This is a genomic window from Microbacterium sp. X-17 (assembly GCF_039615055.1).
Genome location: NZ_JBDHNI010000001.1, coordinates 1,627,092 through 1,647,814, shown reverse-complemented (window position 1 = coordinate 1,647,814; position 20,723 = coordinate 1,627,092). Strand labels below are relative to the sequence as shown.

Annotated in this window: 20 protein-coding genes; 3 read left to right on the top strand and 17 right to left on the bottom strand. The window is 70.9% G+C overall.

Features of this window, described 5'->3' with window-relative positions; genetic code table 11:
- The first annotated feature begins 30 nt into the window (after positions 1 to 30).
- Together ABCS02_RS07975 and ABCS02_RS07970 are read left to right on the top strand one after the other, a co-directional pair.
- Complete coding sequence (locus tag ABCS02_RS07975) at positions 31 to 528, top strand: YbaK/EbsC family protein (RefSeq protein ID WP_345835051.1); 498 nt, start codon at positions 31 to 33, stop codon at positions 526 to 528.
- Between the two features lie 313 nt (positions 529 to 841).
- Complete coding sequence (locus ABCS02_RS07970) at positions 842 to 1,570, top strand: DUF559 domain-containing protein (protein ID WP_345835050.1); 729 nt, start codon at positions 842 to 844, stop codon at positions 1,568 to 1,570.
- An 8-nt stretch (positions 1,571 to 1,578) separates the two neighbouring features.
- Here ABCS02_RS07970 and ABCS02_RS07965 read toward each other — a convergent pair whose 3' ends face one another.
- Genes ABCS02_RS07965 through recO form a run of 4 tightly spaced genes read right to left on the bottom strand, consistent with a single transcriptional unit; the run spans position 1,579 to position 3,988 of the window.
- A complete protein-coding gene (locus ABCS02_RS07965; RefSeq protein WP_345835049.1) occupies positions 1,579 to 1,719 on the bottom strand; it encodes a hypothetical protein in 141 nt (46 codons plus the stop codon).
- Positions 1,716 to 2,399: a DsbA family oxidoreductase gene (locus ABCS02_RS07960; protein WP_345835048.1), complete on the bottom strand. Its 684-nt coding sequence runs from the start codon at positions 2,397 to 2,399 to the stop codon at positions 1,716 to 1,718. The genes ABCS02_RS07965 and ABCS02_RS07960 overlap by 4 nt, the downstream gene beginning before the upstream one ends.
- A 39-nt stretch (positions 2,400 to 2,438) precedes the next feature.
- Positions 2,439 to 3,251 carry an isoprenyl transferase gene (locus tag ABCS02_RS07955; RefSeq protein ID WP_345835047.1) on the bottom strand — a complete coding sequence of 271 codons (813 nt, stop codon included), beginning with the start codon at positions 3,249 to 3,251 and terminating at the stop codon, positions 2,439 to 2,441.
- Positions 3,248 to 3,988 (bottom strand): DNA repair protein RecO, encoded by a 741-nt coding sequence (gene recO, locus ABCS02_RS07950; protein WP_345835046.1) that lies wholly within the window; start codon positions 3,986 to 3,988, stop codon positions 3,248 to 3,250. Before recO ends, ABCS02_RS07955 begins: the two co-directional genes overlap by 4 nt.
- Before the next feature lie 32 nt (positions 3,989 to 4,020).
- On the opposite strand from recO, the gene ABCS02_RS07945 reads away from it, so the two are divergent.
- Positions 4,021 to 4,794, top strand: coding sequence for a TRIC cation channel family protein (locus ABCS02_RS07945; RefSeq protein ID WP_345835045.1), 774 nt, complete (start codon positions 4,021 to 4,023; stop codon positions 4,792 to 4,794).
- A gap of 69 nt (positions 4,795 to 4,863) precedes the next feature.
- Here the strand turns inward: ABCS02_RS07945 and leuA are convergent, their stop codons facing one another.
- The 13 genes from leuA to ABCS02_RS07880 form a co-directional block, all read right to left on the bottom strand.
- Positions 4,864 to 6,642, bottom strand: coding sequence for a 2-isopropylmalate synthase (gene leuA / locus ABCS02_RS07940; RefSeq protein ID WP_345835044.1), 1,779 nt, complete (start codon positions 6,640 to 6,642; stop codon positions 4,864 to 4,866).
- A 137-nt stretch (positions 6,643 to 6,779) separates the two neighbouring features.
- The gene (locus tag ABCS02_RS07935; protein ID WP_345835043.1) at positions 6,780 to 9,389 is read right to left on the bottom strand and encodes a DUF2156 domain-containing protein; all 2,610 of its coding nucleotides are present in this window, start codon (positions 9,387 to 9,389) and stop codon (positions 6,780 to 6,782) included.
- Positions 9,386 to 10,666, bottom strand: coding sequence for an alpha/beta hydrolase-fold protein (locus tag ABCS02_RS07930; RefSeq protein WP_345835042.1), 1,281 nt, complete (start codon positions 10,664 to 10,666; stop codon positions 9,386 to 9,388). The genes ABCS02_RS07935 and ABCS02_RS07930 overlap by 4 nt, the downstream gene beginning before the upstream one ends.
- Before the next feature lie 150 nt (positions 10,667 to 10,816).
- On the bottom strand, positions 10,817 to 12,256 hold the full coding sequence (locus ABCS02_RS07925; protein ID WP_345835041.1) for an ABC transporter permease: 1,440 nt from the start codon (positions 12,254 to 12,256) through the stop codon (positions 10,817 to 10,819).
- Positions 12,253 to 13,035 carry an ABC transporter ATP-binding protein gene (locus ABCS02_RS07920; protein WP_345835040.1) on the bottom strand — a complete coding sequence of 261 codons (783 nt, stop codon included), beginning with the start codon at positions 13,033 to 13,035 and terminating at the stop codon, positions 12,253 to 12,255. The genes ABCS02_RS07925 and ABCS02_RS07920 overlap by 4 nt, the downstream gene beginning before the upstream one ends.
- Positions 13,036 to 13,133: 98 nt before the next feature.
- Complete coding sequence (locus tag ABCS02_RS07915) at positions 13,134 to 13,823, bottom strand: response regulator transcription factor (protein ID WP_345835039.1); 690 nt, start codon at positions 13,821 to 13,823, stop codon at positions 13,134 to 13,136.
- A complete protein-coding gene (locus tag ABCS02_RS07910) occupies positions 13,820 to 15,688 on the bottom strand; it encodes a histidine kinase (RefSeq protein WP_345835038.1) in 1,869 nt (622 codons plus the stop codon). The genes ABCS02_RS07915 and ABCS02_RS07910 overlap by 4 nt, the downstream gene beginning before the upstream one ends.
- A gap of 79 nt (positions 15,689 to 15,767) precedes the next feature.
- Positions 15,768 to 16,661, bottom strand: coding sequence for a GTPase Era (gene era / locus ABCS02_RS07905; RefSeq protein ID WP_345835037.1), 894 nt, complete (start codon positions 16,659 to 16,661; stop codon positions 15,768 to 15,770).
- Positions 16,658 to 18,025 carry a hemolysin family protein gene (locus ABCS02_RS07900; protein WP_345835036.1) on the bottom strand — a complete coding sequence of 456 codons (1,368 nt, stop codon included), beginning with the start codon at positions 18,023 to 18,025 and terminating at the stop codon, positions 16,658 to 16,660. Before ABCS02_RS07900 ends, era begins: the two co-directional genes overlap by 4 nt.
- Positions 18,026 to 18,032: 7 nt before the next feature.
- Positions 18,033 to 18,494, bottom strand: coding sequence for an rRNA maturation RNase YbeY (gene ybeY, locus ABCS02_RS07895; RefSeq protein ID WP_345835035.1), 462 nt, complete (start codon positions 18,492 to 18,494; stop codon positions 18,033 to 18,035).
- A complete protein-coding gene (locus ABCS02_RS07890) occupies positions 18,491 to 19,513 on the bottom strand; it encodes a PhoH family protein (RefSeq protein ID WP_345835195.1) in 1,023 nt (340 codons plus the stop codon). Before ABCS02_RS07890 ends, ybeY begins: the two co-directional genes overlap by 4 nt.
- Before the next feature lie 73 nt (positions 19,514 to 19,586).
- A complete protein-coding gene (locus ABCS02_RS07885; RefSeq protein WP_345835034.1) occupies positions 19,587 to 19,952 on the bottom strand; it encodes a histidine triad nucleotide-binding protein in 366 nt (121 codons plus the stop codon).
- 39 nt (positions 19,953 to 19,991) lie between these two features.
- Positions 19,992 to 20,720 (bottom strand): 16S rRNA (uracil(1498)-N(3))-methyltransferase, encoded by a 729-nt coding sequence (locus ABCS02_RS07880; RefSeq protein ID WP_345835033.1) that lies wholly within the window; start codon positions 20,718 to 20,720, stop codon positions 19,992 to 19,994.
- Between the last annotated feature and the right edge of the window lie 3 nt (positions 20,721 to 20,723).

Genomic DNA, 20,723 nt, shown 5'->3' with positions numbered 1-20,723 from the left:
TGTCGATTCTCCCAGAAAGCGTGCTGATACATGGCCGAGAGCCCCGAAGCTGTGGAAACCGGCGGTGGACGCCGACGTGTGGAGGAGGATGCCCGGGCCCGCGGCATCCCCGTGCGGATCGTCGAGCGGCCCGCCGCCCGGAGCCTGGAGGAGGCTGCTGCGCTGCTCGGCATCCAGCCCGGCGACATCGTGAAGACGCTCGTGGTCAAGCGCAGCGACGACACCTTCGTGTTCGCGCTGGTCCCGGGTGGCCGCAAGATCTCCTGGCCGAAGCTGCGCGCCGTCCTCCACGTCAACAAGCTGCAGCTCCCGGACGCGTCGGTGGCGTTCGCCGCGACCGGCTACGAGCGCGGAACCATCACGCCGTTCGGCAGCTCGACCGCGTGGCCGGTGATCGCGGACACGACCGTGGCCGGCCGCACCGTGTCGATGGGCGCCGGCGAGCACGGCTACTCCCTCTTCGTGGACGCCGACGCGCTCCTGGCCGGCTTCGCCGCCACCCTCGCCGACATCACCGACCCCGAGTAACCGAGACCGGGGTCGCAATACGCCGTTACCGCCGCGCGTTCGCGGCATGTTGCGACCCCGTTCCGCGACGGCGCCTGTGGATAAGTCGGAGGGCGCGTCGGGCGCCTGGCAAGGTGTGGGGATGCGTCGTCCTGAGCCCCTTCCGCCTCTGCTGCGTTCGCCCGCGTTCTCCGTCGCGGCGGCGACCGCCGCCGGGGTACCGTCGGCCCGGCTACGCAGGTCGGATCTCGTCGCGCCTTTCCACGGGGCGCGGGTCCCGGAAACCGAATACGACGGTGGCTTTCGGTCGCGATGCGTGGCGTACCGGGCGGTCATGGCACGGTCTCAGTGCTTCAGCCACCAGACGGCGGCGATCATCTACGGTCTGTCGCTCCCCCGTCGACTGCACGAGAGCATCGAGCTCCACGTCGCGTCCCTCGAGGGGCGCCGTGCACCCCGCGGTCAGGGCGTCATCGGCCATAAATCCAGCCTGACCGCGGACGATCTCCGACTCCACACGGGCCTGCGCGTGCCCGGAGTCGAACACGTGTTGTGCCAGCTCGCCGCAACGCTGACCGTCGATGAGCTCATCGTCGCGGGCGACTCCTGCCTGCGACGTAAGAGCCCGCTCTCCACGTCGGCCATCCTGCGCGCTACCGCCGACGCCGCCCGGAATCGGCCGGGTGTGAACAGACTCCGCGGCGCGCTCGCGCACGTGCGCCCGGACACCGACTCCGCGATGGAGACGGTGCTGAGGATGTCTCTCGTCGGCGCCGGGCTCCCTGAGCCGGTCGTGAACCGTCCCATCCGCGTCGCATCCGGAAGGGAGCTGCACGGCGACCTTGTCTATGCGGAGCCGCAGATCGTCGTCGAGTACGACGGCGACCACCACCGCACCGACGCCCGCCAGTACTACGGCGACATCGATCGGATCTGGGCGCTGGAAAGCTCCGGCTGGCGGGTCGTCCGCATCAACCGCTCTCATCTCGACAACGGAGCCGCCGTCGCTATCGCCCGCGTCCGCGCCGCCCTGGCGGAACGGGGACGCAACACGACGTTCTGACCCAAACGTTACGGCGTGTCGGGACCCCGGTCCTGCACGCCACCGGGGAGGACGCACGCGTCGCCGTCGCAGGCAGCGGCGGCCGGGTCGCCGAGGACGGCGAGCGTCGGGCGCGGCGCAGGCGCCGGCGCGTCGGACGCGGCGCTCACGCGTCGACCTCCGCCGGAGTCGCGGCGCGCTCGGACCAGACCTGCTCCAGCACCTGCGCGAACGTCGCCGCGTCCTGCGCGCCCGAGACGCCGTACTTCCCCTCGATGACGAAGAACGGGACGCCGTTGATGCCGTACTCGGCGGCCGTGCGCTGATCCTCACGCACGGCGTCCAGGTACTCACCGGAATCCATCGCGGCCAGCGCCGCCTCCCGGTCGAGCCCGACCGAGGCCGCGAGGTCGGCGAGCGACTCGGCGCGGCCGACGTGGCCGCCCTCGATGAAGTAGGCCTGGAACAGCCGCTCCGCCAGCTCCAGCTGCTTGCCCTCCGCCTTGGCGAAGTGCAGCAGCTCGTGCGCCTTCACCGTGTTGGTGTGCTGGAGGGCGCCGAAGTCGTAGTCGAGGCCGACCGAGGAGGCGATCGCGGTCACCCGGTCGAGCATCTGGTGCACCTGCTCGGCGGGGATGCCCTTGTGCCCGGCGAGGAAGTCCACCTCGCTGCCGTCGAAGTCCACCGGGGTATCCGGCGACAGCTCGAAGGAGTGGTACTCGACCTCCACCGCGCGGCCCTCGCCGGCGCCGGAGAACAGCCCGCTGCCCGCCTCGAACTTGCGCTTGCCGATGTAGCACCACGGGCACGCGATGTCGGACCAGATGTCGATCTTGATGGGTTCGCTCACGTCAGGGGACAACGGTGCAGCGCTGCAGTTATTCCGCGGCTACAGCGCCACGTCGTCCGGCGTGTCCACCGCTCCCCCGAACCGCCGGTTGCGCCGCGCGAAGATCTCGACGGCGTTCCACAGGTCGGTCCGCGAGAAGTCCGGCCACAGCGTGTCGAGGAACACCATCTCGGCGTACGCGCTCTGCCAGAGGAGGAAGTTGCTGGTGCGCTGCTCCCCCGAGCTGCGCACGAACAGGTCGACGTCCGGCATGTCCGGCAGGTAGAGGTGCCGCTGGATGGTCTTCTCCCCCACCGCCGACGGCTTCAGCCTCCCGGCGGCGACGTCCTCCGCGATCGACCGCACGGCGTCGGCGATCTCGGTGCGGCCGCCGTAGTTGACGCACATCGTCAGGGTGAGGACGTCGTTGCCCGCCGTCAGGCGCTCGGCGTACTGCAGCTCCTTGATGACCGACGACCAGAGCCGCGGCGTGCGGCCGGCCCAGCGGACCCGCACGCCCCACTCGTTGAGCTGGTCGCGCCGGCGGTGCAGCACCTCCCGGTTGAAGCCCATCAGGAAGCGCACCTCGTCGGGCGAGCGCTTCCAGTTCTCGGTCGAGAACGCGTAGACGCTGAGGTGCTTGACGCCGACCTGGATGGCGCCGGCCACCACGTCCAGCAGGGAGGCCTCCCCGGCGCGGTGCCCCTCGATGCGCGTGAGGCCCTGGCGGTTCGCCCAGCGGCCGTTGCCGTCCATCACGATGGCGACGTGCTCGGGCACCGCCTTCGCCGGGAAGGCGGGCGGGTAGAGGCCCGTCCAGTCGACCGGCCGGTAGGCGACCGCGTCCTTGTGCGTGTAGGGCTTGGGCGTCATCCACTCGCCTTCTGATCGTGCTGGACGTGCTGCAGGGAGCGCAGGCCGCGCTCCAGATGCCATTGGGTGTACGCGGCGACGAGGCCGTTCGCCTTCGAGCGGGTGGAGTCGTCGGAGGCGTCGGCCAGCTCCCAGTCGCCGGTGAGCAGCGCGCCGAGCAGCGCGATGGTCCCGGCGTCGATCCGCGGGGCGCCCTGCGGCGCGCAGTCGTCGCACACGACGCCGCCGAGCTGCACCACGACGTGGTCGTGCGGGCCAGGGGCGCCGCAGCGCGAGCAGTCCAGGAAGCTCGGCGCCCAGCCCGCGAGCGACAGCGCGCGAAGCAGGTACGAGTCCAGGGTGAGCTGCGGTCCGTGCTCGTGCCGCGACAGCGAGCGGAGGGCGCCGACGAGCAGGAGGTACTGCTGCAGGGACGCCTCGGCCTCGGTCAGCCGGTCGGCGGCCTCCACCATCGCGTTGGCGGCCGTGTAGCTGGCGTAGTCGTCCGCGATCAGCGCGCCGTACGAGCCGATGGTCTCCGCCTGCGTCACGATGTCGAGCGTGCGGCCCTCGTAGAGCTGGACGTCGGCGACCATGAACGGCTCCAGCCGCGACCCGAACTTGGAGGCGGTGCGCCGGACGCCCTTCGCCACCGCGCGGATCTTCCCGTGCTGCCGGCTGAGCATGGTGACGATGCGGTCGGCTTCACCCAGCTTGTGGGTGCGCAGCACGACGACTTCATCACGGTAGACAGGCACGACTCCAGTATCCCGCGTGATACAAGTGACTGGTGACATCCGCGGCCTTCACGATCCCCCTCTGGGGCGACCTGGTCGCCGTCGGCGTCGGCAGCCTGCAGGGCGCCATGTTCGCCTCCGGCTTCCGCGACCGGAGGCTCGACCTGCTCGGCATCGCGATCATCGGCGTGGCCACGGGTCTCGGTGGCGGCCTGCTGCGCGACATCCTGCTCAACGTCACGCCCGTGGCGCTGCAGTCCAACTGGTACCTGCCGGCCACCGTCGTCTCTGCGCTGCTCGGGATGCTGCTGGTGCGGCTGTTCCGGAGGCTGGACCCGATCATCACCTTCCTCGACGCGCTCACGATCGGGCTGTTCGGCGCGATCGGCGCGACGAAGGCGCTCGCGCTCGGGCTCCCGGAGGTGCCCGCGGTGTTCGTCGGCGTGGTCTCGGCGGTCGGCGGGTCGATCCTGCGCGACGTGCTGCTCACCCTCCCCATCGCGCTGATGCATGTCGGCTCGCTCTACGCGGTCGCTGCCGGCGCGGGCACGATCGTGCTCGTCGTGCTGGTCGACCTGAAGGTGCCCTTCGCCGTCGCCGTGCTGGTCTGCGTGATCGTGACGCTGATCATCCGCCTCCTCGCCGTCCGCTTCGGCTGGAGCCTGCCGGAGCAGCGCGAGCTCGGCCGCCTGCGCGCGCCCGCCTGGATGGCGTTCGGGCGCCGCCCGAGCCCCGAACGGACGATCGAGCGGACCGACACCGGTGCCATCCCGCGGTATCGCATCGAGGACAGGCCTGTGGACAACGGAGGAGATCTGCGCGCGTGACTGCTTGAACGGCGGTTAACGGAGGAGATCCCGGTCGGTTGGACCGGGATCTCCTCCGTTGTCTGCGGGTCAGGCGCCGACGAGCTCAGCCTTCTCCGCGGTGTGGCCGGCCGACGCCCGCACCGCACGGTTCACGGCCGACACGACTGCCTTGAACGACGCCGTCGTGGTGTCGCCGTCGATGCCGACGCCCCACAGCCGGACACCGTCCACATCCACCTCCACGTAGGCCGCCGCCTGCGCCGACTCGCTCGCCGACAGCGTGTGCTGCGAGTAGTCGTAGAGGTGCACGTTGATCCCGCGGGCGTTCAGGATGTCGAAGAACGCGGCGATCGGGCCGTTGCCCTCCCCTGTGGCCTTCGCGACCGTGTCGCCGTCGCGCAGCGCCACCGTGAGGGTGACGTGCTCGCCGGTCTCGTTCGTGGTGCTCGTGCTGCCCAGCTCGAACCGTCCCCACTTGGCGTCGGGATCGGTGGCCGGGGCCGGCAGGTACTCGTCCTGGAAGATGTCCCAGATCTGCGCGCTCGTGACCTCGCCGCCCTCGGCGTCGGTCTTGGCCTGCACGACGCCGGAGAACTCGATCTGCAGCTTGCGCGGCAGGTCCAGCGCGTGATCGGTCTTCAGCAGGTACGCGACGCCGCCCTTGCCGGACTGCGAGTTCACCCGGATGACCGCCTCGTAGCTGCGGCCCAGGTCCTTCGGGTCGACCGGCAGGTACGGGACGGCCCACACCAGGTCGTCCACGGAGACGCCCTCGCGCTCGGCCCGCGCGGCCATCGCCTCGAAGCCCTTCTTGATCGCGTCCTGGTGGGAGCCGCTGAACGCGGTGAAGACCAGGTCGCCGCCCCACGGGCTCCGCTCGCCGACCGGCAGCTGGTTGCAGTGCTCGACGGTGCGCTTGATCTGGTCGATGTCGCTGAAGTCGATCTGCGGGTCGATGCCCTGCGTGAACAGGTTGACGCCCAGCGTGACCAGGTCGACGTTGCCGGTGCGCTCGCCGTTGCCGAACAGGCAGCCCTCGATGCGGTCGGCGCCGGCCATGTAGCCCAGCTCGGCCGCGGCGACCGCGGTGCCGCGGTCGTTGTGCGGGTGCAGCGACAGGATGACGTTCTCGCGGTGGTTCAGGTGCCGCGACATCCACTCGATCGAGTCGGCGTAGACGTTCGGCGTCGCCATCTCGACCGTGGCGGGCAGGTTGATGATGACCTTGCGCTCCGGCGTCGGCTCGAAGACCTCCAGCACCTGGTTGCAGATGTCGGCGGCGAACTCCAGCTCGGTGCCGGTGTACGACTCCGGCGAGTACTCGTAGTAGATCTCGGTGCCGGGCACCAGCGACTCGAACTGCCGGCACAGCCGCGCGCCGGCCAGCGCGATGTCGACGATGCCCTGCTGGTCGGTGCGGAACACGACGTCGCGCTGCAGGATGCTCGTGGAGTTGTAGAGGTGCACGATCGCCTGCTTGGCGCCGACCAGCGACTCGTAGGTGCGCTTGATCAGGTGCTCGCGCGACTGCGTCAGGACCTGGATGGTGACGTCATCGGGGATCGCGCCCTCTTCGATGAGGCTGCGGACGAAGTCGAAGTCCGTCTGGCTGGCCGACGGGAAGCCGACCTCGATCTCCTTGTAGCCGAGCCGCACCAGCAGGTCGAACATGATGCGCTTGCGCTCGGGGCTCATCGGGTCGATGAGGGCCTGATTGCCGTCGCGCAGGTCGACGGCGCACCAGCGCGGCGCCTGGGTGATGCGCTTGGACGGCCAGGTGCGGTCGGGCAGGTCGACGGTGATCTGCTCGTGGAAGGGCCGGTACTTGTGGATCGGCATGGCGCTCGGCGCCTGCGTGTTCTTCATGGTCTGTCTTCTCCTCGCGGTGTGGTGTGGAGAGCCAACGACGAACTCCGCGACGAGGGAGGCCCGGAACTAGGACTCGTCGCGGCAGCTAAGAAGGAGCAGACCGTACACAGAAACCACGGTACCACGACGCCGCATCAGCCGCGTCCCACCGCCAGCGCGGCAGCCTGCCGCACGGAGAGGTCGGGCAGGTAAGCGCGGACCAGGCCGACGCCGATCGCCGGGAGCGCGACCGGATCGGGGTAGGCCATGATCAGCGGGTGCAGCTCGGGCTGGAACTTCTGCTTGAACTTGAGCAGCGAGCGGAACCCGTACACCGGCTCCAGTGACGTGCTGAGGTAGCCGAGCACCCGGTCCATCCCGCTCTTGGCGTCGTCGGGCGTGCCGGCGGTGTGGGCGAGCGGAGCGGCGGAGAGGCTCATGAACTCGACGCCGTCCTCCTTCATCCGGGTGGCGGCCTCCGCGATCAGGAACTCCATGACGCCGTTGATGCTGCCGGGGCGGCGGCGCATGAAGTCCAGCGTCCAGCCCACGACGTGGCCGTCCCGGTAGCTCGGCAGCCAGGACGTCACGCCCTCGATACGGCCGGACTCGTCCACCGCGAGCATCAGCCGCACGGCCGGGTCGCGCAGCTCGTCCAGCCCACCGAGGGTGAAGCCCATCTCGGGCAGGTCCTTCTCGGCGACCCACTGCTCGGAGATGTCCGAGAGCTGCACGGCGGCGCTCAGCGGCAGCGCGCCGAAGCTGGTCCACTCCGAGCGGATGCCCGCGCGCTGGGCACGGTTGATCGAGCTGCGGACGTCCTGCCACTTCTTGCCGGTCGTCGCCCACTGCTGCGGGCGGATGACCGTCTCCTCCGCGACCGTCATCGTCGACCAGCCCATCCGGTCGAAGACCGGCTGGTACGCGGCGTCCACGCTGTAGAAGGTCGGGATCCAGCCGCTGTCGTCGCAGAACCGCGCGAAGCGCTCGATGACGCCGTCGTGCACGGCCTCGTCCGCGCCGAACGGCGCGCCGGTCGTGAGCGCCACGCGCCCGACGATGCGGTACGCCACGGCGCCTCCCGTCGCGGAGTCGAACCAGTAGCTGTTGCCCGGCCAGGTCACCATGAACGAGATGGCGTCGCCGCCGCCGCGCTCCAGCAGATTCCGGACGCGCCCGGCGTCGCCGATCGAGCGCCGCCACGCGCCGCGGCCGACCATGAACGGGACGGCGGCGAGGATGACGACCAGCCAGAACACGGTGCCGATGTTGTGGTAGACCACGGTCGCCAGCGGCGTCGTCGGCAGATACTGCAGCGGCTCGCGGCGCAGGAAGCTCACAGGGATGAACCGCTCCAGCACGTCGTTGAGGAGGTCGGTGATGTCGATCGGCCGGGTGAAGCCGGTGTCCTTCTGCAGCCAGCCGACCAGAACGTACAGCCCGATCAGGCCGACGCCGGTCAGCGCCACGGTGAGCACGTAGCGCCGCACCGACCGGGCGGTGGCGAGCACGGTGAAGTGCCGGCGGTAGGCGACCAGCAGGATCGCCATTGTGACGGGCACGAGCGCCGACAGCGCCAGGATGAAGGTGACCTCCCAGTACCGCGGCGACACCGTCGGGCGCGGGTCGGCGAACGGGAGGATGCCGAAGTAGAGCCCGGAGAGCACGGCGAGCAGCGCGTTGACCGACACGGCCATCCAGACCGCGAAGCGTCGTCCGCGCAGGAGGCCGTACGCGGCGACCAGCAGCGCGAGCAGCGGCAGCACCGAGATGAGGACAGGCCCGATGCCGTTGATCCGCTCCAGGGTGAGGTCGTGAACGCAGTCGCGGGTGACCGCGAACGCCTGGCAGCGCTCCAGCACGCTGCCGGTGGCCGGGACGTCGTTGGAGAACAGCAGGCCGATCGGCGACAGCATCCCGTAGCGCGACTGGCTCAGCAGGCCGATGACGGGGCCGAGTGCGCTGATCGTCACGGCGGACGCGAGCAGCACCCTGACCTCGTGATGGGACGAGCGGCGCCAGCCGAGGCGGAGGTGCTCGTGCGGCCGCAGCAGCACGCCTAGGCCGAAGCCCGCGAGCACCGCGAGAAGCCGGTACAGGTCGGACGGGTCGCCCGAGTACAGCAGGTACATGATCGCGATGAGCATCGTGATGACGCGGATGCGGCGGCGCCAGAACGCGCCGGCGAACGCGCTCGCAGTCATGATCGTGCCGGCGATTCCCGTGAACACGTCGAGGACGACGAGGTGGTGGACGTTGCGCGACCACATCTCCCCCGTCTGCGAGCCGAGGAGCTGGACGGCGACGCCGGCGGCGATCCCCACGGCCGACGTCGCGAAGAAGGCGAGCGCCGTGCGCCACGCGCCCATCAGCTGCTCGGAGACGCCGACGAGCAGCACGGTGAGCACGAGCACCACGATCAGCTCGGCGAGATTGTTCGTGAACAGCACGGCGGTGACCGGCGCCCACCAGTGGCCGTCGATGAGCTGGTCGGGCCCGACGCCGAGCCAGACGCGCAGCGGTCGGTGCGGGCCGTGGATCGGGCCGGTGACCAGCGCGAGCACGAGGATCAGCGCCGTCAGGCCGGCAGTGAAGGGGTGCGTCGCGATCAGCCGGCCGAGGCGTCCCATCGCGCCGGCGAAGCCGCCGGCGCGCGCGGGAGGCTCCGGCGGGCGTGCAGGAGGCTCCTGCGTGCGCACAGCGGCGTCCTCCGGCGCGCCGCCGTTCGCCGGCGCGCCGCCCCCCGTTGTCACGGCATCGGTCACGGAGCCAGCCCCATGTGAGCGGCGACCGCGGGGAAGCCGTCCGTCAGCGTGTAGCGCACCGTGTTCCAATCGTGTGCCGTCCCGGGCGAGATCAGGAGGTCGCTGCGGATCCCGGCGGAGACGGCGTCCGAGTGCAGCGTCTTCGCGAATGCAGTGTACTTGGCGTCGTTCTGACCAGCGCCGAAGACGATCAGCGTGTTCTTGTAGGGGGCGTGCGCCTTCATCGTAGGCCCGAGCTGGGCGTCCTCGAAGGCGCTGTGCGAGCCTGCGAAGCCGGTCGCGATCGTGAGGGTCACGTTGCCGAGCGTCGGGCCCAGCTCGCTGGAGGAGGCCAGGGCCGAGCCGAACAGGTCCGGCCGGCTCACTGCGAACTGCGCGGCGCAGGTGGCGCCCTGCGAGTAGCCGAACACGCCCCACGCCGCCGGGTCGCTGCTCACCCGCAGGTGCGTGGTGATCCAGGAGCGCACGTCCTTGAGCAGGTACGTCGCCGAGTCGCCGAAGGCCCGGGAGTCGATGCACATCGGGTTGCGGCCGGGGCCGCCGAGCTGGTCGGGCGCCACGACGATCGGCGCGTAGCCGTTGTGCTTGGCCGCGTAGGCGTCGAGATAGCTGCCGATCCGGCCCGCCGTGAACATGTCGGCGGGAGCGCCGGGCTGGCCGGAGAGGGCGTAGAGCACCGGGAGCGCGGGCGGGTTCGGGCCGAGGGCGACCGGGGGGAGGTAGACGACGGCCTCCCGCGCCGGAAAGCCCGACAGGGTCGCGGGGATGGTGACCTTGCCGATCTCGCCCTTGACCGGCGGGTCCGCCTGCGTGGTGGAGGCCGACCACGCGGTCCCGGCGATGACCTCGCCGCGCTCGTGGTGCAGGTTGAGCGCCTTGTACGGCACGACGCCGATGGCGTCGTTGAGGTTGCGGTACGCGCCGAAGTCGACGTTCACGCCCGCGAAGGCGGCGATCAGGAACACCGGGATGCTGACGCCCGCGATCACCTTGCGCCACCACCGCGACCGGAAGAAGTTGGCGATCGCGAGGCCGATGCCGGCGAACCCGAGGGCCACCCACATCGTCGTCACCGGCGTGAGCCCGACGCCGAAGAGGTTGTAGACGTCGTCCGTCAGCCACACCAGGAACCAGCCGACAAGCGCGCCGCCGACGGCCGCGATCGCCCCGGCGAGCACGCGCTTCCACGTCGGGCGCACGAGCAGGTACACCGCCAGGATGACGGCGACGACGTCGATCGCGATGAGGAACGGCGGTTTGTCGATCCTCAGGGTCATGAGCCAGTTCAGGGTGGGTCCTCTCGAAAGTGCAGGAGGCGCTCCGGCACGGATGGTGGGCACGTCACCGGTGCGCCAGTCCCTCAGTATCGGATACCCAGCCTGCGGATAGCTGAGGCTTGATGAGCGTCCAGGAAACCTGGAGGCTCGCTACTCGACCGCGAGGGCCTCCACCGGGGCGACGCGGGTGGCCCGGCGGGTCGGCGCGACCGAGGCGCCGACGGCGAGCACGGCCGCCGCCGCGACGATCAGGCCGATGAACAGCCACGGGATCGCCGGCGGGATGAGGCCGCCGCCCGGGAGCTGCCCGAGCAGGGTCTGAGCGCCGATCCAGCCGTACAGCGTGCCCAGCACCAGCCCGGAGAGCACGGCCGCGACGGTCAGCTGCGCGCTCTCGGCCAGGATCATCCGGCGCACCTGCGCGGCGCTCAGCCCGAGCGCCCGGAGCAGGCCGAGCTCCCGGCGGCGCTGCAGCACGCTCAGCGACAGGCTGTTGACGACGCCGACCGCGGCGATCACCGCCGAGAAGCCGACCAGCCCGCTGAACACCAGCATGATGACCGTGAGCACACTCTCAGCGCCCTGGTAGAGCTCCGGGTCCTTCGCAGCCGCGCCGCGGATGATCGTGAGCCAGGTCTGCGTCGCGACGACGAACATCGTGATCAGGGTGACGCCGATGACGAGGCCGATCGCGGTGCGCGAGCTGCGCTCCGGGTTCCGCACCGCGTTGGCCGCCGCGAGCCTCCCGGCCGCACCCGCGCCGAACAGCAGTCCGACGCCGCGCAGCACGGCGGGCAGGAAGAGCGGCGCGGCGACGATGACCCCGGTGAAGGAGAGCAGCCCGCCGAGCATCGCGATCAGCACACCGTAGCGGCCGAACTCCACGAGCCCGGAGTCGCCGGACTTCGCGAAGGCGCCGAGGCCGAGCAGGAGGCCCAAGCCGAGCAGCGCCGCGCCCGGCAGGATGAGCAAAGCAGCGGCCACGATCCGTCCGGTGCTGCGCACGGCCGCGGACGGCCGCTCCTGTGCCGCGCCCAGCGCCTCCACGGGCGCGACCGTCAGCACGCGCCGGCTGCCGATCCACGACGCCGCCCAGGTGGTGAGCACCACGACGACCGGAGGCGCGAGCAGCGACGGCGTGATCACCGGGTACAGCGTGTTCGGGAGGACGCCCCACCAGATGAACGCGCGCACCGCTACGAGCGCGAGCACGGCGGCGATGACGCCGCCCGAGAGCGAGCCGATGACGCCGACGCTGAGGCCCTCCCCCGCGACCGAGCGGCGTTGCGCCTTCGACGTCGAGCCGAGCAGGCGCATCAGCGCGATGGTGCGGGTGCGCCCGGCGATGACCGTCGCGAACGTGTTCGTGGTGACGATGGCGCCGACGAACACGGCGATCACGAAGAAGATGCCGGCGACGAGCGCGAGCGCGAACCGCGCCGAGCCGTGCGCGCCCATCGGCGACGCCGCGATGTACGCGCCGAGCACGTTGGTGCAGGCCAGCAGAGCGACGCCGAACGCGGAGCTGAGGGCCGAGACGAGGACGCTGGCGCGGTGGTCGCGCGCGTTCGCTCGGAACGCGCGGATCACGCGCGCGCCTCCGAACCCTGGACCCGGAGTCCCTGGGCCTCCATGCCGAGCATGAACGCGGAGATCTCCTCCGCGGTCGAGCGCTCCCGCTCGGCGACCACGCGCCCGTCGGCGAGGAACACGATCCGGTCCGCATAGCTCGCCGCGACCGGGTCGTGCGTGACCATCGCGATGCTCTGGCCGTAGCTGCGGGAGGCCTCCTGCAGGACGCCGAGGACCTCCCGGCCGGTGCGCGAGTCGAGGTTGCCCGTCGGCTCGTCCGCGAACACCAGGTCGGGGCGGGTGGCCAGCGCGCGCACGATCGCGACGCGCTGTTGCTGGCCGCCGGAGAGCTCGTGCGGACGGTGGGTGAGGCGGTCGGTCAGGCCGAGCAGGTCGATCAGGCCGTCGATCCACTCGCGCTGGACGAGGGTCGGCCGGCGGCCGTCGATCTCGAACGGGAGGAGGATGTTGGCCCGCACATCCAGTGTCGGGACGAGGTTGAACGACTGGAAGACGAAGCCGACCCGGCGGCGGCGCAGGACGGTCAGCTCGCCGTCGCCCATCCCGCTGATCTCGGTGTCCCCGAGGAAGACGCGCCCGCCGGTGACCGTGTCGAGCCCGGCCATGACGTGCATGAGCGTCGACTTGCCGGAGCCGCTCGGCCCCATGATCGCGGTGAACCGTCCGGCCGGGATGCCGACCGTCACGTCGTCGAGGGCGATGACCCGGTTGGTGCCGGAGCCGTAGGTCTTCGTCGCGCCGTCGACGCGAGCCACCATGATGTCGGGGTTGTCCATACGCTCAGGCTAGGAAGCCGGCGGCGCCGCCGGATCGGGCTGAGGAGCCACAGGGGATCAGCCCAGAGGATGATCTGCGGGTGACATCCCCGCCGCCGTCACTCCGCCCGCTCCGGCGCTCCCCCGGTCAGCCCGTGCTCGAACGCATACACCACCATCTGGACGCGGTCGCGCAGCCCCAGCTTCGCCAGGATGCGGCTGATGTGCGTCTTGACCGTCGCCTCGCTGAGGAACTCGGACCCGGCGATCTCGGAGTTGCTGAGCCCGCGCGAGGCGAGCACGAAGATCTCCCGTTCGCGGCTGGTGAGCGTGGCGAACGCCGGCGGCGTCTGCTTCGCCCGCTGGGTGTCTGAGAAGTACTCGAACAGCTCCCGCGTGGCCCCGGCGGCGATGACCGCGCTGCCGGCGTGGACGGTGCGGATCGCGGCGAGCAGGAACTCCGGCTCGGCGTCCTTCAGCACGAAGCCGCTGGCGCCGCTGCGGATCGCGCGCGCCGCGGCCTCGTCCAGGTCGAAGGTGGTGAGCACGATGATGCGCGCGGGCGCCCGGCCCTCCCGCTCGGCCTCCTCCATGATCCGGGCGGTGGCGGCGATGCCGTCCATGACCGGCATCCGGATGTCCATGAGCACGACGTCGGGCCGCTTCTCGCGCACCAGCGCAACGCCCTCCCGGCCGTCCGACGCCTCGCCCACGAACTCCAGGTCGGCCTGCGAGCCGATCAGCATGCGGATGCCCGCGCGGAACAGCGCCTGGTCGTCGACGAGGGCGACCGTGATCGGGGCCGTCATGCGCGGACTCCCGAGACCACCGGCAGGAACGCCGTGACCACGAACCCGTCGCCGGCCGGCCCCGCGGACAGCGAGCCGCCCGCCAGGGTCGCGCGCTCCCGCATCCCGGGCAGGCCGTGCCCGATGCGCGGGAGGCCGCCGGTGGCGAGTGGTTCCGGTGTCGGTGTCTTCATGCTGTTCCTCACGGTGATGACGATGCCCGGTCCCGCGTCGGCGCCGCCCGCCTGGGCGAGCACGACAGAGACCGGGCGGGTGGTGTCCCCGTGCCGGAGGGCGTTGGTCAGCGCCTCCTGCACGATGCGGTACGCGGCGATCTGCTGCGCGGAGCCGAGCCCGTCGAGCTCGCCGCGACGCTCCATGACGACGGGGAGGCCGGCCGCGCGCACCTGCTCGACCGTCTGGTCGACGTCGGCGAGCGACGGCTGCGGGCCTTCCGGCTGACTCTGCCGCAGCTCCGCCAGCAGCACCCGCACGTCGACCAGCGCCGAGCGCGCGGTCGCGGCGATGGTCTCCAGCGCGGTGTCGACCGCGTCCGGGTCGGCGTGCCTGGCGTAGCGGGCGCCGTCCGCCTGCGCGATGACGACGGCGAGCGAGTGCGCGACCACGTCGTGCATGTCGCGCGCGATGCGGGTGCGCTCCTGCTCGACCACCACGACCTCCTCGGCGCGGTTGCGGTCGAGCTCCGCCGCGATCTGCGCGTGCCGGGAGGCCCGGGCGTTGCGCCAGGTGCGGACCAGGAGGCCGAGCACCCAGGACAGCCCGAGCACGGTCGCGCTCACGACGAAGAGGAACGCGAACTGCAGCGCCATCCCGGTGAGCTGGGACGACAGCAGGTCGAAGTAGCCCTGCGCGAGCGCGGAGGTCAGCGTCAGGTACAGCGAGGCGACCAGCGCGCCGACCCCGGCCGAGATCAGCCCGGCATAGCGGACCACCTTGTCGCCGTACAGCGCCGTCGCGTAGAGCACGATGAGCACGGCGATGTCGCTGACCAGGATGTTGTGCCCGGTGGTCATCTGCACCGCGGCCGCGAGCCACGCGATCGCGAGCGAGACCGCGGGCGACATCCTGCGCAGCGCGACGGCGACCGCGAACACGATCAGGACGAGGAACGTCGACCGCCCGCTCGCATCCGGCACCAGGCTGGACGTGAAGTCGGTCACCAGGCAGAAGAAGACGTAGGCCACGGCGCCGGCGATGTCGAACGTGAGCTGCGGCCGGGTGAGCCGGCGCACGAGCCGCGGGCTGTCGCCCTCCTCCGCCGCGGCCTCCGCGCCCCCGCCGGGCGACGCGAGCCAGACCAGCAGCGACGGGACGGGCCCGGAGGTCGCGGTCGCCCGCTGCCGCGCAACGAGGTAGCCGAGCAGCCAGGCGCTGACGAACACGACGGCCAGCAGCAGGCTCATCATCAGCAGGCCGACGCCCTGGCTCGTGTAGTAGCCGCCGATCACCGGCCCGAACTGCGGGAACTTGAGGTCGCCGCGCACGGTGAAGAGGTAGGCCATCGCCGGCGCCCACAGGATGGCGGAGCCGAACCCGAACCACCGGACGACCCTTCCGCCGTGCGACGCGATCCCGAACAGCGCGATCGCGACGGCGACGGCGGAGATGATCCGGTGCGGCAACGGCAGCGCTGACGACTCGCTCAACTCGGCGACGACCGCGAGCCACGCGATCTCCAGCGCCACCACCGGCAGCACCCGCGAGAGCGCGACGGCCGCGCAGTACAGGAGCACCGCCAGCGCGCCGGCCAGGTCGAACGGGAGGCCGGTGACCAGCCACACCCCGAACAGCACCACGGCCAGCGCGGGCTCGAGCACCCAACGGTGCGGCGCGAGCGCGCTCAGGACGCGGGTGCGATCTGGCATATCTCTACGTTACGGGGCCGGAGGGCGCTCGCACGTATCCGCGGGGCGGAATCATCCTGGGGATGTACGCCGCTCCTCCCTAGAACCCCAGCCGCCCCAGCTGCTTCGGGTCCCGCTGCCAGTCCTTCGCCACTTTCACCCGCAAGGACAGGAACACCTTCCGCCCGAGCAGCTCCTCGATCGGCTTGCGGGCCTCGGCGCCGACGTCGCGGATGCGGGAGCCGCCCTTGCCGATGACGATCGCCTTCTGGCTGTCGCGCTCCACGAACAGGTTCGCGTAGACCTCCACCAGATCCTTGTCGTCGCGCTCGATGATGTCGTCGATGGTCACCGCGAGCGAGTGCGGCAGCTCGTCCTCCACACCCTCCAGCACGGCCTCGCGGATGTACTCCGCGATGCGGTCCTCCAGGCCCTCGTCGGTGATCGCGTCGTCCGGGTAGAGCGGGCCGGGCGAGACCGGCAGCAGCTTCATCAGTTCGGACGTCAGGGTGTCGAGCTGGATGCGGCTGGTCGCGGAGAGCGGGATGATCGCCTCCCACTCGCGCAGCGCCGACACCGCGAGGAGCTGCTCGGCGACCTGCGTCTTGCTCGCGGCGTCGATCTTGGTGACGATCGCGACCTTCTTCGCGTTCGGGTAATCGTCCAGCTGGTCGTTGATGAAGCGGTCGCCCGGGCCGATCTTCTCGTCCGCGGGGACGCAGAAGCCGATCACGTCCACATCGCCCAGCGTCGACTGGACGAGGGTGTTGAGCCGCTCGCCGAGCAGCGTCCGCGGGCGGTGGATGCCGGGGGTGTCGACCAGGATGAGCTGGCCGTCGCGCTGGTGCACGATGCCGCGGATGGCGCGGCGGGTGGTCTGCGGCTTGGAGCTGGTGATCGCCACCTTCTCGCCCACGAGCGCGTTGGTCAGGGTCGACTTGCCCACGTTGGGGCGCCCGACGAACGAGACGAATCCGGCGTGGTACTCGCTCATGCGCGGGCCTCCTTGTGCTGGCGGTCGGATTTGGGATGTTTCGGCGACTTGTGCGGCTTGTCGCGCCGGTCGTGCTTTTCCGCCGCGTCCTCGTGCGGCTCCGGCAGCAGCGCGGTGTCGCGCTCCACGAGCACCGTGCTCACGTGCTTGTGCCGGCCGTCAATCCGGTCGACGGTGAAGCGGAGGCCGTGCACGGCGACGGTGGAGCCGACCTCCGGCAGGCGGCCGAGCGCCTTCGCGACGAGGCCGCCGACGCTGTCCACGTCCTCGTCCTCGATCTCGATGTCGAACAACTCGCCGAGGTCGTCGATCGGCAGCCGGGTCGCGACGCGGAGCCGGCCGCCGCCGAGCTGCTGCACCAGCTCGACCTCGTGGTCGTACTCGTCGGAGATGTCGCCGATGAGCTCCTCGATGAGGTCCTCCAGCGTGACCAGGCCGGCGATGCCGCCGTACTCGTCCACCACCATCGCGAGGTGGTTGGACTCCAGCTGCATCTGCCGCAGCAGCGCGTCGGCCTTCTGCGACTCGGGCACGAACAGCGCGGGCCGCGCCAGCTCGCCCATCGTCAGCGCGTCGGCGCCGAGCGCGCTCTCGTAGCTGAGCTTGGCGACGTCCTTCAGGTAGAGGATGCCGGCCACCTCGTCGGGGTCGCCGACGATCACGGGCATGCGCGAGACGCCGGTGGAGAAGAACATCCCCATCGCCGTGCCGAGCCCCGCCGAGCTGTCGATCGTGATCATGTCGGTGCGCGGCACCATCACCTCGCGCACGACCGTGTCGCTGAACTCGAAGATCGAGTGGATGAGCTCCCGGTCGTCCTCCTCCAGCACGTCGAACTCGGTCGCCTCGTCCACGATGCTGAGGAGCTGCTCCTCGCTCGTGACCGGCGCCGACCGGGCGCGCGACGGGGTCACCCGGTTGCCGAGGGCGACCAGGCCGCCCGGGATCGGGCCGAGCACGACGCGGATGCCGTGCACCAGCGGCGCGGTGAGCTGCAGAAGGATGCGCGAGTTGGCGCGCCCGACGCTGCGCGGGCTGGCGCCGACCAGCACGAAAGAGACGCCGGTCATGATCGCCGCCGACAGGATCAGCGAGATCCACCACTCCGCGAAGATCTGCGTGAAGGCGAGTGTCACGAGCACGGCTGCCGTGGTCTCCGCGATGATGCGGCTGAAGTTGATCGCGTTGAAGTACGCTCCGGGATCCTCCGCAATCGCCGCGAGGGACTTCGTGGCCCGGGAGGTCTCGGCCAGGTCCGCGATGTCGCCGCGCGACTGCACCGCCAGCGCCGAGTCGACGGCGGCCATGAGCCCGCCGAACGCGACCAGGAGGAACGCGACGATGAAGAACAGCGTTGCGAGCATCCGGCGCCTAGCGCTGTCGGTCGTAGCGGGCGAAGCCCACCAGGATGTCGCGCTGGATGCCGAACATCTCCCGCTCCTCCGCCGGCTCCGCGTGGTCGAAGCCGAGCAGGTGGAGGATGCCGTGCGTGGTGAGCAGCAGCAGCTCCTCCTGCAGGGTGTGCCCGGCGGTCTCGGCCTGCACCTGCGCGACCTGCGGGCAGAGCACGACGTCGCCGAGCAGCCCGGCGGGGGCCGGCTCCTCCTCGGTGCCGGGGCGCAGCTCGTCCATCGGGAAGCTGAGGACGTCGGTGGGGCCGGGCTCGTCCATCCACTGCACGTGCAGCTGCTCCATCGCCGCCTCGTCCACCAGCACGATCGCGAGTTCGGCGTCGGGGTGCACGTGCATGATGTCGAGCGCGTAGCCCGCCAGCCGCTGCAGCGCGGACTCGTCCACCTCGATGGAGGACTCGTTGTTGATCTCGATGCTCATCGTGTCGGGCCCTGTCGTTTCGGGAGGTGGTCGCGCGGCATGCCGGAGCGGCGTTCGGCGCGGTTCGCGAACTCGCGGGCCTCCTCGCGCTCGTACTGCCGGGCCTGCTGCTTGGCGTCGTACTCGGTGTAGGCGTCCACGATGCGGCCGACGAGGCTGTGCCGCACCACGTCGTCGCTGGTGAGCCGCGAGAAGTGGATGTCGTCGATGTCGTTGAGCACGCGCGTCACCAGCCGCAGGCCGCTCGCGGCGTTCGGGAGGTCGATCTGCGTGATGTCGCCGGTGACGACCATCTTGGAGTTGAAGCCGAGCCGGGTGAGGAACATCTTCATCTGCTCGGGCGTGGTGTTCTGCGCCTCGTCCAGGATGATGAAGGAGTCGTTGAGCGTGCGGCCGCGCATGTACGCCAGGGGCGCGACCTCGATCGTGCCGGCCGCGAGCAGCTTCGGCACGAGCTCCGGGTCGAGCATCTCGTTGAGCGCGTCGTAGAGCGGGCGCAGGTACGGGTCGATCTTGTCGGTGAGCGTGCCGGGCAGGTAGCCGAGCCGCTCGCCGGCCTCCACCGCGGGGCGGGTCAGGATGATGCGGCTGACCTCCTTGCGCTGCAGCGCCTGGACGGCCTTCGCCATCGCGAGGTAGGTCTTGCCCGTTCCGGCCGGCCCGATGCCGAACACGATCGTGTTGTGGTCGATCGCGTCGACGTACTGGCTCTGGCCGAGCGTCTTCGGGCGGATGCTCTTGCCGCGCGCGGTGAGGATCGCCTGGCTCAGCACGTCGGACGGGCTGAGGTTCAGGTCGCTCCGCATCATCCGCGCAGAGCTCGCGACCTCGGCCGGGCCGAGGTCCTGGCCGTTGCGGACCATCTGCAGCAGCTCCTCCAGGAGCGCGCGGGCCGCGGCGACCTGCGTGGGGTCGCCGGTGAGGCTGATCTCGTTGCCGCGCACGTGCACGTCGACGAGCGGGTACTGCCGCTCGAGCGTGGTGAGCAGGCGGTCCTGGGGGCCGAGCAGCCGCACCATCTGGATTCCGTCGACGCTCAGGCGCGCCTCGGCCGAACCTCCCGGCGTGGTCGTTCCATCCGGGGTCGTCGGGTCACTCGCTGCCAAGGCTTCCTTCCTCGAGCCCGCCGGAGGGCGAGCCCAGAATGTGGGCGTGGACGTGGAACACGGTCTGTCCCGCTCCGGCGCCGGTGTTGAAGATCAGGCGGAAGTCGCCGTCCGCGTGCTCGTCGGCGAGCTTCTTGGAGGTCGCCACCAGCTCCGCGAGCAAGGCGGGGTCGCCCGCGGCCAGCTCCACGACGTCGCGGTACTCCTCGGTCTTGGGCACGACCAGCAGGTGCACGGGCGCCTTGGGCGCGATGTCGCGGAACGCGATGATGCGTTCGCTGTCGTACACGACGTCGGCCGGGATCTCCCCCGCGATGATGCGCGAGAAGATCGAGCGCTCCCCTGTCTCCATGTGGTCCATCCTATTCGTCCGGTGCGACGCCGTAGCGGGCTACCAGCGCCCCAGCGCCGCATTGAGCACCGCAAGCGCCGCCGGCCCCGCCGTCGACGTGCGCAGCACCGTGTCCCCGAGCCGCACCACATCGGCCCCGGCGGCGCGGAACTCCTCCAGCTCCTGCGGCGCGATCCCGCCCTCCGGCCCGACCACCAGCACAAGCGGCCGCCCGTCCGGTCGCACCTCCGTCAGCGCCTCCGTCGCGCCCGGCTCCAGCACGAGCACCCGGTGCGTCGCCGCCAGCGCCGCCACCTGCTTCGTGGTCGCCAGCTCGCCGACCTCCGGCGTCCAGGCCCGGATCGACTGCTTGCTCGCCTCGCGGACGATCGCCGCCCAGCGGTCGCGGCCCTTCGCCACCTTGGCGCCCTCCCAGCGCGAGACCGACCGGGAGGCCGACCACGGCAGCACCGCGTCCACCCCGAGCTCGGTCGCGGCCTGGACGGCGAGCTCGTCGCGGTCGCCCTTCGCCAGCGCCTGCACGAGCGTGATCGCCGGCTCGGTGCGCGGGACGCGCTCCACGGCCTCCACGTCGATCGTCAGCTCCGTGCTGGTCGCGACCAGCACCTCTCCCGACGCGACCAGGCCGCGGCCGTTGCCGATGAGGACGCTCTCGCCGGGGCGCGTGCGGTTCACCGTCGCGGCGTGCTTGGCCTCCGGGCCCGTCAGCGTGAGGCGGGCGCCCACCTCGACGTCGGCGAGGTCTTCGCGCAGGTAGAGCGAGCTCATCCG

Excerpts from the sequence above, each read along its gene's own strand:
- ABCS02_RS07975 (WP_345835051.1), top strand. The coding sequence starts at position 31 with ATGGCCGAGAGCCCCGAAGCTGTGGAAACCGGCGGTGGACGCCGACGT.
- ABCS02_RS07970 (WP_345835050.1), top strand. The coding sequence starts at position 842 with ATGGCACGGTCTCAGTGCTTCAGCCACCAGACGGCGGCGATCATCTAC.
- ABCS02_RS07955 (WP_345835047.1), bottom strand. The coding sequence starts at position 3,251 with ATGACGCCCAAGCCCTACACGCACAAGGACGCGGTCGCCTACCGGCCG.
- leuA (WP_345835044.1), bottom strand. The coding sequence starts at position 6,642 with ATGAAGAACACGCAGGCGCCGAGCGCCATGCCGATCCACAAGTACCGG.
- ABCS02_RS07930 (WP_345835042.1), bottom strand. The coding sequence starts at position 10,666 with ATGACCCTGAGGATCGACAAACCGCCGTTCCTCATCGCGATCGACGTC.
- ABCS02_RS07920 (WP_345835040.1), bottom strand. The coding sequence starts at position 13,035 with ATGGACAACCCCGACATCATGGTGGCTCGCGTCGACGGCGCGACGAAG.
- ABCS02_RS07915 (WP_345835039.1), bottom strand. The coding sequence starts at position 13,823 with ATGACGGCCCCGATCACGGTCGCCCTCGTCGACGACCAGGCGCTGTTC.
- ABCS02_RS07910 (WP_345835038.1), bottom strand. The coding sequence starts at position 15,688 with ATGCCAGATCGCACCCGCGTCCTGAGCGCGCTCGCGCCGCACCGTTGG.
- era (WP_345835037.1), bottom strand. The coding sequence starts at position 16,661 with ATGAGCGAGTACCACGCCGGATTCGTCTCGTTCGTCGGGCGCCCCAAC.
- ABCS02_RS07900 (WP_345835036.1), bottom strand. The coding sequence starts at position 18,025 with ATGCTCGCAACGCTGTTCTTCATCGTCGCGTTCCTCCTGGTCGCGTTC.
- ybeY (WP_345835035.1), bottom strand. The coding sequence starts at position 18,494 with ATGAGCATCGAGATCAACAACGAGTCCTCCATCGAGGTGGACGAGTCC.
- ABCS02_RS07890 (WP_345835195.1), bottom strand. The coding sequence starts at position 19,513 with ATGGTGCGGCTGCTCGGCCCCCAGGACCGCCTGCTCACCACGCTCGAG.
- ABCS02_RS07885 (WP_345835034.1), bottom strand. The coding sequence starts at position 19,952 with ATGGAGACAGGGGAGCGCTCGATCTTCTCGCGCATCATCGCGGGGGAG.
- ABCS02_RS07880 (WP_345835033.1), bottom strand. The coding sequence starts at position 20,720 with ATGAGCTCGCTCTACCTGCGCGAAGACCTCGCCGACGTCGAGGTGGGC.